Source organism: Kitasatospora misakiensis (assembly GCF_042656005.1).
Classification (GTDB): domain Bacteria; phylum Actinomycetota; class Actinomycetes; order Streptomycetales; family Streptomycetaceae; genus Kitasatospora; species Kitasatospora misakiensis.
This window is the reverse complement of the sequence record NZ_JBHSOF010000002.1, coordinates 25,153-40,983: the sequence shown is the minus strand read 5'-3', so window position 1 is coordinate 40,983 and position 15,831 is coordinate 25,153. Positions and strand designations below refer to the sequence as shown.

At 75.6% G+C, this 15,831-nt stretch carries 13 protein-coding genes; 8 read left to right on the top strand and 5 right to left on the bottom strand.

Features of this window, described 5'->3' with window-relative positions; all coding sequences use genetic code 11:
* Nucleotides 1-53: 53 nt before the first annotated feature.
* On the bottom strand, nt 54-2,411 hold the full coding sequence (locus tag ACFP3U_RS02070) for a serine/threonine protein kinase (RefSeq protein WP_380223352.1): 2,358 nt from the start codon (nt 2,409-2,411) through the stop codon (nt 54-56).
* A 377-nt stretch (nt 2,412-2,788) separates the two neighbouring features.
* Here ACFP3U_RS02070 and ACFP3U_RS02065 point away from each other — a divergent pair, with 377 nt between their 5' ends.
* Together ACFP3U_RS02065 and ACFP3U_RS02060 are read left to right on the top strand one after the other, a co-directional pair.
* Nucleotides 2,789-3,481 (top strand): HAD family hydrolase, encoded by a 693-nt coding sequence (locus ACFP3U_RS02065; RefSeq protein ID WP_380223350.1) that lies wholly within the window; start codon nt 2,789-2,791, stop codon nt 3,479-3,481.
* A 64-nt stretch (nt 3,482-3,545) separates the two neighbouring features.
* Nucleotides 3,546-3,995, top strand: coding sequence for an NUDIX domain-containing protein (locus ACFP3U_RS02060; RefSeq protein ID WP_380223349.1), 450 nt, complete (start codon nt 3,546-3,548; stop codon nt 3,993-3,995).
* Nucleotides 3,996-4,027: 32 nt separating this feature from the next.
* On the opposite strand, the gene ACFP3U_RS02055 is transcribed toward ACFP3U_RS02060, so the two are convergent.
* Nucleotides 4,028-5,014 (bottom strand): aldo/keto reductase, encoded by a 987-nt coding sequence (locus tag ACFP3U_RS02055; protein ID WP_380223348.1) that lies wholly within the window; start codon nt 5,012-5,014, stop codon nt 4,028-4,030.
* 227 nt (nt 5,015-5,241) lie between these two features.
* Between ACFP3U_RS02055 and ACFP3U_RS02050 the strand changes: the two genes are divergently transcribed.
* From ACFP3U_RS02050 to ACFP3U_RS02030, 5 genes are all read left to right on the top strand, one after another.
* Nucleotides 5,242-5,985 carry a hypothetical protein gene (locus ACFP3U_RS02050; protein ID WP_380223347.1) on the top strand — a complete coding sequence of 248 codons (744 nt, stop codon included), beginning with the start codon at nt 5,242-5,244 and terminating at the stop codon, nt 5,983-5,985.
* 15 nt (nt 5,986-6,000) lie between these two features.
* Complete coding sequence (locus ACFP3U_RS02045; protein WP_380223346.1) at nt 6,001-8,007, top strand: DNA polymerase Y family protein; 2,007 nt, start codon at nt 6,001-6,003, stop codon at nt 8,005-8,007.
* 75 nt (nt 8,008-8,082) lie between these two features.
* The gene (locus ACFP3U_RS02040) at nt 8,083-11,352 is read left to right on the top strand and encodes an error-prone DNA polymerase (protein WP_380223345.1); all 3,270 of its coding nucleotides are present in this window, start codon (nt 8,083-8,085) and stop codon (nt 11,350-11,352) included.
* 35 nt (nt 11,353-11,387) lie between these two features.
* Entirely contained in the window at nt 11,388-11,576 is a 189-nt protein-coding gene (locus tag ACFP3U_RS02035) for a hypothetical protein (RefSeq protein WP_380223344.1), read from the top strand.
* A 37-nt stretch (nt 11,577-11,613) separates the two neighbouring features.
* Nucleotides 11,614-11,799 carry a hypothetical protein gene (locus tag ACFP3U_RS02030; protein ID WP_380223343.1) on the top strand — a complete coding sequence of 62 codons (186 nt, stop codon included), beginning with the start codon at nt 11,614-11,616 and terminating at the stop codon, nt 11,797-11,799.
* An 84-nt stretch (nt 11,800-11,883) separates the two neighbouring features.
* On the opposite strand, the gene ACFP3U_RS02025 is transcribed toward ACFP3U_RS02030, so the two are convergent.
* On the bottom strand, nt 11,884-12,372 hold the full coding sequence (locus ACFP3U_RS02025) for a hypothetical protein (protein WP_380223342.1): 489 nt from the start codon (nt 12,370-12,372) through the stop codon (nt 11,884-11,886).
* Between the two features lie 89 nt (nt 12,373-12,461).
* A complete protein-coding gene (locus ACFP3U_RS02020) occupies nt 12,462-13,292 on the bottom strand; it encodes a TIGR03084 family metal-binding protein (protein WP_380223341.1) in 831 nt (276 codons plus the stop codon).
* A gap of 177 nt (nt 13,293-13,469) precedes the next feature.
* On the opposite strand from ACFP3U_RS02020, the gene ACFP3U_RS02015 reads away from it, so the two are divergent.
* The gene (locus tag ACFP3U_RS02015; RefSeq protein WP_380223340.1) at nt 13,470-14,249 is read left to right on the top strand and encodes a helix-turn-helix transcriptional regulator; all 780 of its coding nucleotides are present in this window, start codon (nt 13,470-13,472) and stop codon (nt 14,247-14,249) included.
* Between the two features lie 30 nt (nt 14,250-14,279).
* Here ACFP3U_RS02015 and ACFP3U_RS02010 read toward each other — a convergent pair whose 3' ends face one another.
* Nucleotides 14,280-15,812, bottom strand: a complete 1,533-nt coding sequence (locus ACFP3U_RS02010) for an AMP-binding protein (protein ID WP_380223339.1) — start codon at nt 15,810-15,812, stop codon at nt 14,280-14,282.
* Nucleotides 15,813-15,831 lie beyond the last annotated feature (19 nt).

Below are 15,831 nucleotides of genomic sequence, written 5' to 3'. Positions count from 1 at the left end.
CCGCCCGGGGTGCGCCGTCCTGGCACCCCGGGCGGCACCCCGGCCACGGGCGGTCAGGCCGCGGAGACCGTCCAGACCTGGTCGGCCGAGGCCTCACAGGGACGGACCGTGGCGGGCACGTTCGGACCGGCGGCGGACAGGCAGCGCGTCTGGTCCCCCTGCACCGTCAGCAGATAGCCGCCGGCCACCGGGGTGAACGACCAGACCTGGTTCGGCCCCGGGGGCGGCGAGTGCCACAGCCGGGTCTGGGAGCCGGTCTCCTCCAGGTCCAGCGCCTTGGAGTACTGGGTGGCGCCGTTGAAGAGGAGGTAGCCGCCCTCGGCGCGCTTGGTCAGCTGCCACACGCCGCCGGGGCCGCCGTCGTCCGGGGCCAGCACCACCGGGTTGCCGTCCCGGTCGAGGGACGCCTGGCTGGCGAGCACGGACCCGGCGATGGACACCCGGGCGCGCGCCGGCAGCGGGCCGGGCTGCCGGGTCGGCGGCTTGATCGGCGGATCCGTCGGGAAGGTGCCGGGCGGCGGGGGCGGGGGCGGGGCGGCGGTGTACGGCGGGGGCGTGTACGCCGGCGGGGGCGTGTACACCGGGGCGGGCGGCAAGGAGGATGTCGGGTACGCCGGGGGGACGGTCCGGCGCGGGTTGGCGGCGGTGTAGGCCGGGTCGGGCGGTGGCGGGACGGCGGTGTAGGCGGGGCCGGAGGTCGACGGCCGCTCGGGCGGGTTGGCGGCGGAGGAGCCCGGTGCACCCGGGCCGCCCTGGGCACCGGCCCCGTCGACCGGCGTACCGGGGCCGGCCGCGCTGCCCGCGGCCGGCGCACCGGGGTTCGTGGGGGCGTTCGGCGCGGTGTCCCGGCCGGCGGGGCCGCCCGCCGTTCCGGCCACCGGGCCCCCGGCGCCTGTTCCCGGCTCGGGAAGCGGTGCGCCGGGCATGCCCGGCACCCCCGGGAGGAGGGTGGCGGAGGGCGCCGGGGCGGAGGGGGAGGGCGACGGCGTGCCCGCGTCGGGCCCCAGGCCGACCGCGGCCGTCAGCGGTACGCCCGCCGGGGTGGAGCCGGCCGCCGACCCCGCGGCGACCGACCCGGCCACGGCGGTGGTTCGGTGCAGCAGCACGGCCCCGGTGGCGGTGGCGGCGCAGCAGAGCACGGCCGCGCTCGCCACGAGCAGGGTCCGCCGGCGGCTGCCGAAGAACGCCGCCCGCCACCTGGCCGCACGCCGCGGCGGGGCGGCGGCCGCGAGCGCCTCGCGCGCCTCGCGCGCCGCCGTTCCGAACGGGTACGCCCCACTGCCGAGCGGACCGGCCCCGGTGCCGAAGGGGTACGCCCCGCTCCCGAGCGGTCCGACCCCGGTCCCGAGCGGTCCGACCCCGGTCCCGAGCGGTCCGACCCCGGTCCCGAGGGGGCCGGCTCCGCTCCCGAGGGGGCCGACCCCGGTCGACCGGAGGGCCGCCATCGCACCGGTCGAGCGGATCGCCGCCGCACCGGCCCTCGTCCCGCCCGCCACCACCCCGCCCGCCATCGTCCCGCCCGCCATCGTCCCGACCGGCAGGCCCTCGACCGGTTCCCCGGCGAGGGCCGCCCGGACGGCCGCGGCCATCGCGGCGGCACCCGGCCAGCGCAGCGCCGGATCCTTCGCCATGGCCCGCTCGACCAGGGCCCGGACCGGGGCCGGGACGTCCGCCGGCAGCGGCGGCACCGGGTCGGTCAGGTGCTTGAGGATCAGCTCCAGGGCGGTCTCGCCCTCGAACGGCAGCCGCCCGGTCAGGCACTCGTAGAGGACGACCCCGAGCGCGTACAGGTCCGCCGAGGAGGTGACCGTGCCGGTGGAGGCCTGCTCGGGCGCCTGGTAGGCGGCGGTGCCGAGGACCATCCCGGGCACGGTGAGCCGGGCGTCGCAGCCGGGGCGGGCGATGCCGAAGTCGGTGATGACCAGGTGGCCGTCCCGGACCATCAGGTTCGCCGGCTTGATGTCCCGGTGGACGATGCCGGCCTCGTGCGCCGCCTCCAGCGCGGCCAGCACCTCCAGCGCCAGGCCGAGGGTCTCCGGCACGGTCAGCGGGCCCCGCCGTTCCAGCACGGTGCTCAGCGGCTCGCCGACGATCAGTTCCATGACCAGGTAGGCGACCGGGCGGGCGGCGGGCAGCGGCGGTGCGCCCCAGGACGGGACGTCGCCGGCCGCCCGGCCGGGGCCGAAGTCGTACACGCCGACGATGCCCGGGTGCCGCAGTCGGGCCATCACCCGGGCCTCGTCGTGGAACCGCTCCGCGAAGCCGGGCTCGTCCAGCAGCGCGGGCTTCAGGATCTTGACGGCCACCCGGCGGTCGAGTACCTGGTCCCGGGCGAGCCAGACATCGCCCATCGAACCCCCGCCGAGCCACTCGTCCAGTCGGTAGCGGTCACCGAGCGTGGTGCCACGCATGATTCTCCTTGACGTCGATCCGTCGTCGCGTCCGCCGCCAGGGGGCCCGGGTCGGGCCTCGGTCGCGCCGACCGACCCTGCCAGCCGGGAATAAACACCGGCTTGGCGCCAGTACCGAAGCTCCCCACTCCGGATGACCCGACGATCCGTCCTCCCCTCCGTGGACGGACGATCGACACTTTATGTGCCTCCCTTCACCGAGTCGTCACCAGGTCGGGGCCACCCCGCACCGCGACCGATCGGCCGTCACCATGACTCGCGCCGCCGCGAGCCGGCGCCCCGTCGGCCTGCGGATGCCCGCCCGAAAAATCCGGGCGGGGGCGGCGTGCTTCCGGTTAGGGTCGCGGTCGGTCGACGAAGTGATCTCGGGGGTTTCGATGCAGCGCAACGGGCAGGTACTCGTCTTCGACGCGGACGACACGCTGTGGGAGAACAACGTGCTGTTCGAGCGCGTCATCCACGACTACCTGGACTGGCTCCGGCACCCCACGCTCGACCGGACCCAGCTGCGGGCCGTTCTCGACGACGTCCAGCGGGCCAACGCCGTCACCCACGGGTACGGCAGCCGGATGCTGCTGCGCAGCTTCGGCGACTGTGTCGAGAAGCTGCACGGCAGGCCCGCCACCGGTCAGGAAGTCGCCGAGATCGAGGAGTTGGCCGCCGTCCTGGCCGACTACCGGGTGGAGCTCATCGCGGACGTCGCGGAGACCCTCGCGGTCCTCGGCGGCCGGCACGCCCTGCTGATGCTGACCAAGGGGAACCAGGAGGAGCAGCGGCGCAAGATCGACGGCTCCGGACTGGCGCACCACTTCCGGGCGATCGACATCGTCGCGGAGAAGGACGCCGCGACCTACCGCGACTTCGTGGCGGCGCACGGCCTCACCCCCGCCGACAGCTGGATGATCGGCAACTCGCCGAAGTCCGACATCCTGCCGGCGCGGGCCGTGGGCATGAACGCGGTCTTCATCCCCAACGACCACACCTGGGTGCTCGAACACAGCGAGCTGGACCCGGCCGACGAGGCGGTGCTGCACCTTCGCACCTTCCGCGAGCTCCTCGACCACTTCTGACCGCGCCCGCCGCCGTGCCGGACATCCCGCCCGCCGCCATGCTCGACACCGGAGGTACCACCGCATGAACCCCGCCTCGACCGGGCGCCCCGCCGAACGGGCCCTCGCCGCGCCCACGGTGTCCTGCGTCTTCGTCTGCCACGACGGCGACGGCCGCATCCTGCTGGCCCGGCGCAGCACCGGCGCCCGGGACGAGCCGGGCACCTGGGACACCGGAGCGGGAGCGCTGGAGCACGGCGAGTCCTTCGAGTCGGCCGTGCGGCGCGAGGTCCTGGAGGAGTACGGGGCCGAGGCCCTGGCCGTCGAGACCCTGGGGGTGCGCAACATCCTGCGCGGCAGCCCGGTCTCGCACTGGGTCGCGGTCCTGTTCGCCGTCGAGGTGGACCCCGGGCAGGTCGTCATCGGCGAGCCCCACAAGTTCGACGCCCTCGACTGGTTCACCCTCGACGACCTGCCCCGGCCCCGGCACTCCCAACTCGCGGAGACCCTCGCCCACTTCGCCGCCGCCCGCTGACCGCCGCCCGGCCGGTCAGCGGAGCGCGGGGCTCAGTTGTCGACGAAGGTGAGGCTGGTCGCGTCGTAACGGGTGCCCGCGATCTGCTCGGCCGGGGCGGCGGCCTCGATGGCGGCGAGGTCGGCGGGGGACAGCTCGACCGCCAGGGCCGCGAGGTTCTCCTCCAGGTAGCGCTGCCGCCGGGTGCCGGGGATCGGCACCACGTCGTCGCCCCGGTGCTGCACCCAGGCCAGGGCGAGCTGGCCGGTGGTGACCCCCTTCGCCGCGGCCAACTCCTCCAGCTTCGCGACGATCGCCAGGTTGCGTTCGAGGTTGCCGTCGGCGAACCGCGGCTGGCTGCGCCGTATGTCGGTCTCGGCCAGCCCCTCGACCGAGCTGTACCGGCCGGTCAGGAAGCCGCGCCCGAGCGGGGAGAACGGGACCAGGCCGATGCCGAGCTCGCGGCAGAGCGGCGCGATCTCCGCCTCCAGGTCGCGGGTCCACAGTGACCACTCGCTCTGCAGCGCGGTGATCGGGTGCACCGCGTGCGCCCGCCGGACGGTGGCCGCGCCCGCCTCGGACAGCCCGAGGTGGCGGACCTTCCCGGCCTGCACCAGCTCGGCCATGGCGCCGACGGTCTCCTCGATCGGCACCTGCGGATCGACCCGGTGCTGGTAGTAGAGGTCGATGTGGTCGACCCCGAGCCGGCGCAGCGAGGCCTCGCACGCCTGCCGCACGTAGGCGGCGTCGCCGCGGATCAGGGTGGGCTCGCCCAGGCGGTTGGCGAAGCCGAACTTCGTGGCCAGCACCACCTCGTCGCGGCGCCCGGCGACGGCCCGGCCGATCAGCTCCTCGTTGTGCCCGGCGCCGTAGAAGTCGGCGGTGTCCAGCAGGGTCACCCCGAGGTCGAGGGCGCGGTGCAGCGTCGCGATCGACTGCGCGTCGTCCGAGGCGCCGTAGCCGTGGCTCATGCCCATGCACCCCAGGCCCTGCGCGGAGACCGTCAGGCTGCCCAGGTTTCGGGTGGGGACGTCGGTCATGCTGCTGCCTCCTGAGCTCGGAATCATCTGCTCTGGACGCTAGGTGTTGGAGTGCACTCCAAGTCAACCCCGAACCGCGTCCCGCTCCCGGGCGGCCCCGCGCCCCTGCCTGCGTCCCGCTCCCGGCCGCGCTCCCCCCTTCGCTGGGCCGGATGCAACGGAGGGTGACGGGTGGGGTGGGGTAATCGGACTTGAATCTTTGCGAACGAATGTTCGATCCTGGGGGTGTGCCCGTTTTCGAATCTGTTTTCGAATCCACCGTCGAGCGGAAGCCCGCGCTCCGACCGGTGGCGTCGGCCGCTGCCCCCGGACGGGGGCTGCTGCCGGTGGTGCCCGCCCTGCGCGGGGTCCTGCCGGAGGGCGGGCTGAGGCGGGGCGCCGCGGTGTCGGTGGCGGGCGGCGACGCCGGGCTGCTGCTGGCGCTGGCCGCCGGGGTGCGGGAGACCGACGGCGGGTGGGCGGCGGCGGTCGGGCTGCCCGACCTCGGGCTGGCCGCGGCCGCCGGGTACGGGCTGGACCTGCGGCGGCTGCTGGTGGCCGACGATCCCGGACCGCACTGGGCCGAGGTGGTGTCGGTACTGGCCGGCGCCGTCGAACTGATCATGCTGCGCCCGGACGGTCCGGTCCCGCCGAACCTGGCCGCCCGGCTGGCCGCCGTGCTGCGGCGCAGCGGGTGCGTGCTGCTGGTGGCCGGGCCGTGGCCGGGGGCCGGACTGCGGCTGGGCGTGCGGTCCGGCCGCTGGTTCGGGCTGGGGGACGGGCACGGGCAGCTCACCGGACGGCAGGTGGAGGTGGTGGCCGAGGGTCGCGGTTCGGCGGTGCGCGGGCGGACGGCCCGGCTCTGGCTGCCGGACGCGCACGGCGCGGTGCGGACCGTGGAGGAGACGGTCGGTGCCGGGACGGCGGACGGGGTGGGGGAGGAAGCGGTGGCGGGGTCCGGAGCGGGCCTCGACCGTATGGCGGCGGTGTGAGATGAGTGGTGCGGGATGACCGGTGGAGAGGTTGCCGGGTCCACCGGGGCGGGTGGCGCGGTCACCCCCCGGGTGCTGGTGGTGTGGTGTCCGGACTGGCCGGTGGTGGCCGTCGAACGTCCGGGGGAGGACCGGGACGTCCCGGTGGCGGTGGTCGAGGGCGGCCGGGTGCTGGCCTGCTCGGCGGTGGCCCGGGCGGCCGGGGTGCGGCAGGGGCAGCGGCTCAAGCTGGCCCAGCGGCTCTGCCCGGCGCTCGATCTGCGCGACCGGGACCCGGAGGCGGAGGCCCGGCGGTTCGAACCGGTGGCCGCGGCGGTGGAGGCGTTCACCCCCCGGGTGGAGGTGCTGCGCCCGGGGCTGTGCGCGATCCCGGTGAAGGGCCCGGCCCGCTACTTCGGCGGGGAGGAGGCCCTGGCGGCGAAGGTCCAGGGGGCAGTCACGGCTGCCCTGGCGGTGTCGGAGGCGGTGGTGTCGGCGGCGGTCGCGGAGGCCGTGACGGCGGCGGTCGTCGGACCCCAGGCGCAGCCGGCGGACGCGGAGGCGGCGCGGGGTCGTGGCGAGGGGGACGGCCTGGCGGAGGTCGTGCCCCTGCGTCCGGCCGCCCCCGCGCACCCCGCCGATGCCGAGCGGGCCGGGGCCCGGCGGCGGACGGCCGGGGTGGAGGAGCTGTTCTCCGCCGCGCCGCCCGCCCGGGACGGCGCCCGCGGTGGCTTCGCGCGCCCGCCGGCCTATCCGTCGGTTCCCGACCCCGCCCCCACCCCCGCCCCGCCCGTGAGCGTGTCGCCCCTCGGCCTGGTGGGAGTGGCCGACGGCCTGTTCGCCGCCGTGCTCGCCGCCCGGGCCGGGGTGCTGGTCCCCGCCGGGCGGACGGCGGAGTTCCTCGCGCCCTACCCGGTGACCGCGCTCGGCGACGCCGGGCTGGCCGAACTGCTGGACCGGCTGGGCCTGCCCACGGTCGGGGCGTTCGCCGCACTGCCCGCCGAGTCGGTGGCCGACCGCTTCGGCCCCACCGGTACGACGGCGCACCGGCTGGCCCGCGGTCTCCAGCCGCGCCCGCTGGTGCCGCGTACCGAGGGGCCGGACCTCTCCGTCGAACAGCGCTTCGATCCGCCGGAGTCGCTCGCCGAACCGCTGGTGTTCGTCGCCCGGACCCTGGCCGAGCGGCTGCACCAGCGGCTCGCCGGGGCGGGGCTGACCTGCCAGCGGGTGGCCGTCGAGGTGGTGTGCGCCGACGGCCGGACGGTCGCCCAGCTCTGGCGGCACGAGGGCCGGCTCTCGGCGACGGCGCTCGCCGAACGGGTCCGTTGGCAGCTCCAGGCCTGGCAGAGCACCGGCACGTTCGACCGCGCCGTCACCGAGAGCCGCCCCGGGGAGAGCCGCGCCGTCGCCGAGAGCCGCCCCGGGGCGGACCACCTCGGGGAGGATCACCCCGGCGCGGGCCCCGAGCCGGGCGGCTTCACCGCGCTGCGCCTCGTCCCCGACGACCTCACCCCCGACCAGGGCCGCCAACTCGCCCTCTGGGGACAGGCGGTGGCGGACGACCGGGTGGAGCGCGCGGTGGCCCGGGTGCAGGCGGTGCTCGGGCATGCCGGGCTGCGCCGGATCGAGCCGGCGGGCGGACGGGGGCCGGACGAGCAGGCGGTCCGGGTGCCGTGGGGCGAGCCGTACGACCCGGCGGCGCCCGCCGACGCGCCGTGGCCGGGCCGGATCGGTGGGCTGCGGGACGTCTGGCCGACCGTCGTGCACCCCGTCCCGGTGCCGGCGACGGTACTGGACGCGGCCGGGCGGCCGGTGACGGTGGACGGCCGGGCGGGGATGTCGGCCCGGCCGGCCACCGTGGCGGTGCGCGGGCGGGAACTGGCGGTGGACGGTTGGACCGGCCCCTGGCCGGCGGTCGAGTACTGGTGGGACCAGGCGCGGGCCCGCCGCCGGGCGCGGTTCCAGGTGACGGTGGCGGACGGGCGGGCGCTGCTGCTCACGGTGGAGGGGGGTGCCTGGTTCGTGGAGGCCGGGTACGACTGACGGCCCGGCCGCCCGGGCCGGGTCGTCAGCAAGCGGGGGACCGGAAACGAACGAGAGACCGAAGGCGCCACCCCGATGGGATTCACCAGCCATCCCTCCGTCCCCTGGAGCGAGCTGCACCGGCGTATGGCCGCCGGCGCCGGCGGCGACGTCGTGCCGCTGCACCCCCGCCCGGCCCCGAAGCCCGCCGACCCCGCCGCTCCCGACCGCCCGGCCGAGCCGGCCGCCTCCGCCGGACCCGCCTGGGCCGAACTGCACGTCCACTCCGCCTTCAGCTTCCTGGACGGCGCCAGCGACCCCGAGGCGCTGGTCGCCGAGGCCGCCCGACTGGAGGTCGAGGCGCTCGCGCTCACCGACCACGACGGCCTCTACGGCGTGGTCCGGTTCGCCGAGGCGGCCCGTGGCACGGGCGTGGCGACCGTCTTCGGCGCCGAACTGACGCTCCGTCAGGAAAAGGGCGGCGGCGTCGAGCACCTGCTCGTGCTGGCCCGCGACCCGGAGGGCTACCGCCGCCTCTCCGTCGTCATCGGCGCGGCCCAGCTCGCGGGCGGGGCCAAGGGGAACCCGGTCTACGACTTCGCCGCCCTGGCCGACGCACACGGCGGCCACTGGGCGGTGCTCACCGGCTGCCGCCTCGGTCGCGTCCCGGCCGCTCTGTCCGCCGCCACAGCCGACCCCGCCGTCCTCCTCCCCGACCCCGAGCACCAACTCCGCACCCTCGCCGAGGCCTTCGGCCGTGAGAACGTCCACGTCGAGCTGATCGACCAGTGGCTCCCCGGCGACGACCTGCGCAACGACGCCCTCGCCGCGCTCGCCGCCCGGCTGCGCCTGCCCACCGTCGCCTCCACCAACGCCCACCACGCCGGGCCCGCCCAGGGCAGGCTGGCCCAGGGCCTGGCCGCCCTGCACGACCGCCGCACCCTCGCCGAGGCGGCGGGCTGGACGCGGGCCGCCGGCACCGCCCACCTGCGCTCCGGCCGCGAGATGGCGGCCCGGCTGGCCCGCTTCCCCGGTGTCCGCGAGGCGACCGTGGACCTCGCCCGCGCCTGTGCCTTCGACTTCGCGACCCTGGACCCGAAGCTGCCCGGCTACCCCGTCCCGCCCGGCCACACCGAGATCAGCCACCTCCGCCGGCTGGTCGCCGAGGGCGGCCCGGGCCGGTTCGGACCGGCGAACGGTCCGGCCCGCCGCCAGCTCGCCCGCGAGCTGGACGTCATCGAGGACCTCGACCTGGCCGGCTACTTCCTGATCGTCCACGACATCGTCGACTTCTGCCGCCGCGAGGGCATCTGGTGCCAGGGGCGCGGTTCGGCGGCCAACTCGGCCGTCTGCTTCGCGCTGGGGATCACCGCCGTCGACCCGGTGCACTACAAGCTGCTCTTCGAACGCTTCCTCTCCACCGCCCGCGACGGGCCGCCGGACATCGACCTGGACATCGAGAACCGCCGCCGCGAGGAGGTCATCCAGTACGTCTACCGCCGGTACGGGCGCGAGCACGCCGCCCAGGTCGCCAATGTGATCACCTACCGGCCCCGGCTGGCGCTGCGCGACGCGGCCAGGGTGCTCGGCTACCCGCAGGGACAGGTGGACGCCTTCAGCCGGCAGGCGGACTTCCGCTCGCCGCCCGGCGCGGACGCCGTCATCCCCGCCGACGTCCTCTCGCTCGCCGGACAACTCCACGGCCTGCCGCGCCACCTGGGCATCCACTCGGGCGGCATGGTGCTCACCCGGGAGCCGATCGCCGAGATCTGCCCGACCGAGTGGGCCCGGATGCCGGGGCGGTCCGTGCTGCAGTGGGACAAGGAGTCGGTGGCCGGCGCCGGACTGGTCAAGATCGACCTGCTCGGACTCGGCATGCTCGCCGCGCTGCACGACACCTGCGACCTGGTCGCCCGCCACCACGGGCAGCACTACGACCTCGCGACCATCCCGGACGACGACGCGGGCGTGTACGCGATGCTGCGGCGGGCCGACACGGTCGGGGTCTTCCAGGTCGAGTCACGCGCCCAGATGGCCACCCTGCCCCGCCTCAAGCCGGACCACTTCTACGACCTGGTGGTGGAGGTCGCGCTGATCCGGCCCGGCCCGATCCAGGGCGGCTCCGTCCACCCGTACCTGCGCCGCCGCGCCGGGGTGGAGCCGGCCGGCTGCCCGCACCCGCTGATGGAGAACGCGCTCGGCAAGACCCTCGGGGTGCCGCTGTTCCAGGAGCAGATGATGCAACTCGCCATCGACTGCGCCGGGTTCACCCCCGCCGAGGCGGACCGGCTGCGTCAGGCGATGGGCGCCAAGCGCTCCCACGAACGGGTCGCCCGGCTGCGGGACCGGCTGCTGGCGGGCATGGCCGAGCGCGGCATCCCGGAGGAGGTGGCGGCGGACGTCTACCTGAAGATCGAGGCCTTCTCCAACTACGGCTTCCCGGAGAGCCACGCGATCAGCTTCGCCTACCTGGTGTACGCCAGCGCCTGGCTCAAGTACCACTACCCGGCGGCCTTCACCTGCGCCCTGCTGGCCAACCAGCCGATGGGCTTCTACTCGCCGCTCAGCCTGATCTCGGACGCCCGGCGGCACGGCGTCCGGGTGCGCGGGGTGGACGTCAACGCCAGCGGCCCCGCGCCCACCCTGGAGCCGTACCGGGGGCCGACGCCCGCACCGCCGCTCACCGCGGGCCGGCCGCAGCCCGCGATCCGGCTCGGGCTGGACACCGTGCGCGGCATCGGCACCGCGCAGGCCGAGGCGATCGCGGCCGGGCAGCCGTACGCGGACCTGGAGGACTTCGCCCGCCGGACCGGCCTGCCCGCCCCGGCCCTGGAGGCGCTGGCCGCGGCGGGCGCGTTCGGCTGCTTCGGGCTCGGACGGCGCCAGGCGCTCTGGGCGGCGGGCGCGTTCGCGGGTGTCTCGGCGGACCTCCTCCCGGGCACGACCCCCGGCACCGAGGCGCCGGAGCTGCCCGCGATGACCCCGGTCGAGGAGACCATCGCCGACCTCTGGGCCACCGGGACGTCCGCGACCAGCCATCCGCTCCAGCACCTGCGGGCCCACCTGGAGCGCGGCGGCGCGCTCTCGGCGGCCCAACTCCCGGACGTGGCGGACGGGTCCGCGGTGGTGGTCGGCGGTCTGGTCACCCACCGGCAGCGGCCGCCGACGGCGGGCGGTGTGCTCTTCCTCAGCCTGGAGGACGAGACCGGGCTGATCAACGTGATCTGCAGCCGGCCGGTCTGGGAGTCCCAGCGCCGCACCGCCCTGGATCGGGCCGGGCTGCTGGTCCACGGGCACATCGAACGGGACCGGGGTGCCACCAACCTGGTCGCCACCCGGCTCGCCCCGCTGCGGATCGGGCTGTGACGGCGGGCGGATCGGGTCGTGCCATGATCGTCCCCATGGACCCGACGCCGACGACCGCGACCCGCGCCGTGCTCCGCCGGATACCGGCCCAGGCCCGGGCGGGCCTGCTGCTCGTGGTCGGTGCGCTGATGGTGACCGGGTGCGGCAGCACCCCGGCGACCGGGGCGGGCGGGGGAGCGCCAGGCCCGGCGCGCACGATTGCCGGTACGCCTCAACGCCCCTGAGCGTCAAGGGATATGACGGCACCGCGATAATGGCCCGATGTCCGAACAGTACCTCTCGGCGTTCGCGATCGACGGCGACGCCCTGCTCCGCACGGTCGGCTCCGCCGACGAGGACGCGGCCGAGGAGGTCGAGTGGCTGCTCGGCGAGCTGCTCCCGGCCTGGCCGGCGGGTGCCCTGGAGCGGGGCCGCGGGCTGCTGCTCCTGCGCGACGGCGGGAAGTAGCGGCGACGGACCGGCGCGGCGCAGTCGTGGGGGGTGCCTGCGCCGCGCCGGGGTTCATGAGGTCCGTGGACGACCGGGACCGGGTCAGAAGGCGGGCTGGTCGTTCAGCTCGACGATCCGCAGATCGCTCAGGCGGACGGTGTACCAGACCTCCTGGCTGCCGCCCCCGCCCCAGAACTCGGTGAACCGGACGGAGGCGTAGCCGTACTCCTCCTTCACCTGCTGGGCGGACCAGTCCGCCGGCACGTTCTGGGCGCGGAACACCGGATCGGCGTCGTGCTCCTGCGCCCAGGCGTCCAGGCGGAAGTTCAGGTGCGGGACGAGGAAGCGCTCGCGGACGGCGCGCGGGCTCTCGCCGCTCAGGCCGAGCACCGCCGCCCGATACTCCTCGACGAAGGTGACCACCCGGTGCGCGGCCGGGGTCCCCGCCCTGACCAGCGCCGGTGCGGCCGCGGCGGCCGGTCCTGCGGGCAGCGCGAACGCGGCCTGGGCGGGGGCTACGAGGAGCCCGCCGACGGCGAGCAGGGCGGCGGCGCCGGCCAGGGCGGTGCGCATCGGATTCATTCGCTTCATGGCCGGATTCCATCATTCGCTGACGAACTCTGTATATCGCCGGAACGTGTGGTTTACCGTGCGGGCCAACGGATTTGACGAATCATCGGTTAAATCGAGGAGTCCGCCTCGCGCCCCTTGCCGGGCGGTCCCGCGAAGGCCTGGGCGATCGGCAGCCAGACCCTCGCCACCTCACCGACGGCGGTCAGCGCGAGATCGTCCCGGTGTCGGCGCTGGGTGACCAGCAGGCAGAAGTCCAGGGCAGGTCCGCTCACCCGGTCCGCCGCTTCCTCCGGCCCCCATGTCCACAACCCGCCGTCCGGCGCGGTGAGTTCGATCCGGACCGGGGCCTGCGGGGCCGGCAGTCCGTGCACCGTGAAGGCGAACCCCAGGGTCCGCACGCCCAGGTGCGCGACGTGCCGCAGCCGCGCGGTCGGCTCCCGGACGGCGCCGAGCGCGTCCGCGACGTCCTGTCCGTGCGCCCAGGTCTCCATCAGCCGGGCGGTGGCCATCGACGCGGCCTTCATCGGCGGGCCCAGCCAGGGCAGCTTGGCGTCGGCCGGGACCGTCGCGAGGGCCGTCGCGAGCCGCTCCCGACCGGCCCGCCAGCGGGCCAGCAGCGCCGCCGGCTCCTCGGTGGCCCCGTGCGCCGCGCCGTCCTCCACCGGGTCCGCGCCGGCCGCCAGCAGCTCGCCGAAGATCCGGCGGGAGTCCGCGACGAAGGCCTCGGGGTCGCGCGCGGCCAGCTCCGACCAGTCGTCCGTCCAGGCCAGGTGGGCGATCTGATGGGCCACCGTCCAGCCCGGCGCGGGCGTGTCCAGTGCCCAGCCGTCCGGCTCCAGGCCGGCGACCAGCCCGTCCAGCACCTCGCTCTCGGCCCGCAGGTCGGCCAGCAGCCCGGCCAGTACGGACGACTGCCCGGGAACGTTCGGGTCCGTCATGGATCTCCCTCTCGCAAGCTCGGAAACCTGGAACACCGCGGCGCGCCACCGCCAGTGACCCGCCGGTAACCTCGCGCCCGCACCCTACGCCGCCCGGCGGCCCCGCCTCGCGAACTCCACGGAACCCCGCGCTCCCGACCCCTCCCCACGGGCCGGAGCCCGTGTGACAATCGCGCGGTGACGACCGCCCCGACCGCCCCGGGCCCGCCGCCGGGCGGTGTGCCCGCGCCGGACGAACTCGCCGCCCGGGCCGCCGAGTTGGTCCGGGACGCCGTGCTCGGCGACCTCGCCCGCCGGGTGGTCGCCGACTGCGGAGCCGACGTCGGCCTGGTCGGCGTGCCCGAGCCGGAGGCGGCCGGGCCCGGGCCCGGGGGCATGGTGCTGCGGCACTGGGCCGGCACCCGGGCGGACCTGCTGCACGACCTCGCCGTGCCCGCCGGCACCGGCCTCGGCGGCCGGGCGCTGGCCGAACGGGCGCCCACCTGGGTGCCCGACTACCGCGCCGCCACCACCATCTCGCACCACTACGACGCCGCCGTCACCGCCGAGGACCTCTACGCGATGCTCACCGTGCCGCTGCTGCACGACGGCGCGGTGCACGGCGTCGTGTACGCGTCGCTGCGCGCGGTGGTGCCGTTCGGCGACGTCCGGATCGGCGCGGTGACCAGGCTCGCCGAGGTCGCCACCCTGGCCCTGGCCGGGGCCGCCGCCTGGTGCGGAGCGCCGGCCGCCGACCCCGCGCCGTCAAGAACGAGACCGCCCGTCCCGCTCACCCGGCGCGAGCGCGAGGTGCTCCGCTGGGCGGCGACCGGCCGGACCAACCCGGAGATCGCCGCCCAGCTCGGCCTCACCTGCAACACGGTGACGGGCTACCTGAAGAGCGCCATGCACAAGCTCGGCGTCCGCAACCGAACCGAACTCACCGTCACCGCCCGGGAGTCCGGCCTCCTCGAATGAACCGAAACCGCAACAGCCCGGCTCCCGGAGTCAGTTGACGCCGCGCTCGCGCCCCGCCCAGTACGGCTCGCGGAGCCGGAACTTCTGCAGCTTCCCGGTGGTCGTCCGCGGCAGCGACTCCCGGAACTCCACCGAGGTGGGCGACTTGTACCCGGCCAGTCGCTGCTTGCAGTGCGCGATGAGGTCCGCCTCGCCGATCTCGGCGCCCGGCTTCAGCACCACCAGGGCCTTGACCGTCTCGCCCCACTTGGCGTCCGGTACGCCGATCACCGCGACCTCGGCCACCGCCGGGTGGTCGTACAGGCAGTCCTCCACCTCGATCGAGGAGACGTTCTCCCCGCCGCTGATGATGACGTCCTTCTTCCGGTCCGAGATGCTCAGATAGCCGTCGGTCAGCGTGCCGCCGTCGCCGGTGTGGAACCAGCCGTCCCGGATCGCCTCGGCGGTGGCCGCCGGCTGCTGCCAGTAGCCCTCCAGGACGACGTTGGAGCGGACCAGCACCTCGCCCTGGCCGTCCACCCGCACCTGGTTGCCGAGGGCCGGGGCGCCGGCCTGCACCAGCTTCTCGGCGCGCCGCTCGGCGGGCAGGGCGTCCCACTCGGCGCGGGTGCGGTTCACCGTCACCACCGGCGAGGTCTCGGTCAGGCCGTAGATCTGCATGAACTCCCAGCCGAGTTCGGACTCCATCCGCTGCACCACCGAGGTCGGCGGCGGCGCGCCGGCCACCACCATCCGCACCCGGTCCCGGCCGGGAATCGGGCCGTCCCAGTCGGCCGCCGCGTCCAGCACCATCTGCACCACGGCGGGCGCGCCGCACAGGAAGGTCACGCCGTGCCGCTCGACCCGGCGCAGGATCTCCGCGCCGTCCACCTTCCGCAGCACCACGTGCCGCGCGCCCAGGCCGGTGAGCGAGAACGGCAGGCCCCAGCCGTTCGCGTGGAACATCGGCAGGGTGTGCAGGTAGACGTCCCGGTCGCCGGCCCCGAAGTGCAGGGCCATCAGCGTCGCGTTCAGCCAGATGCTGCGGTGGGTGAGCTGAACGCCCTTGGGGCGGGCGGTGGTTCCGCTGGTGTAGTTGATGGTGGCGGTGTCGTTCTCGTCGATCGCGTACCGGCGCGGCGCGTGGTCGAAGTCGTACAGCAGCGCGTCGCTGTCCGCGCCGATCACGAACTTGTGCTTGGCGACCACCCCGGCCAGCGGCTCGGCCAGCTCCGGGTCGACGAGCAGCACCGAGGCGCCGCTCTGCTCGACGATGTACGACACCTCCTCGGCCTTGAGGCGGAAGTTCACCGGCACCAGCACCCGGCCGTGCCCGCTCACGCCGAACATCGAGGTGAGCAGCCGCGCCGAGTTGTGCGAGACGACCGCCACCCGCTCGCCCGGTCCGACCCCGAGCCGGTCGAGACCGGCCGCCTGCGCCCGGGCCAGCTCGGCCACCCGACGGTAGGTCAGATCGCCCCAGGACGCGGCCGGTTGCGCCGCTTCGTCGACGATGCCGACCCGGTCGCCGTAGACCAGCTCGGCCCGGTCGAGGAAGTCCATCACGGAGAGTGGAATCTGCATGCGCCCACTGTCCTCCGCC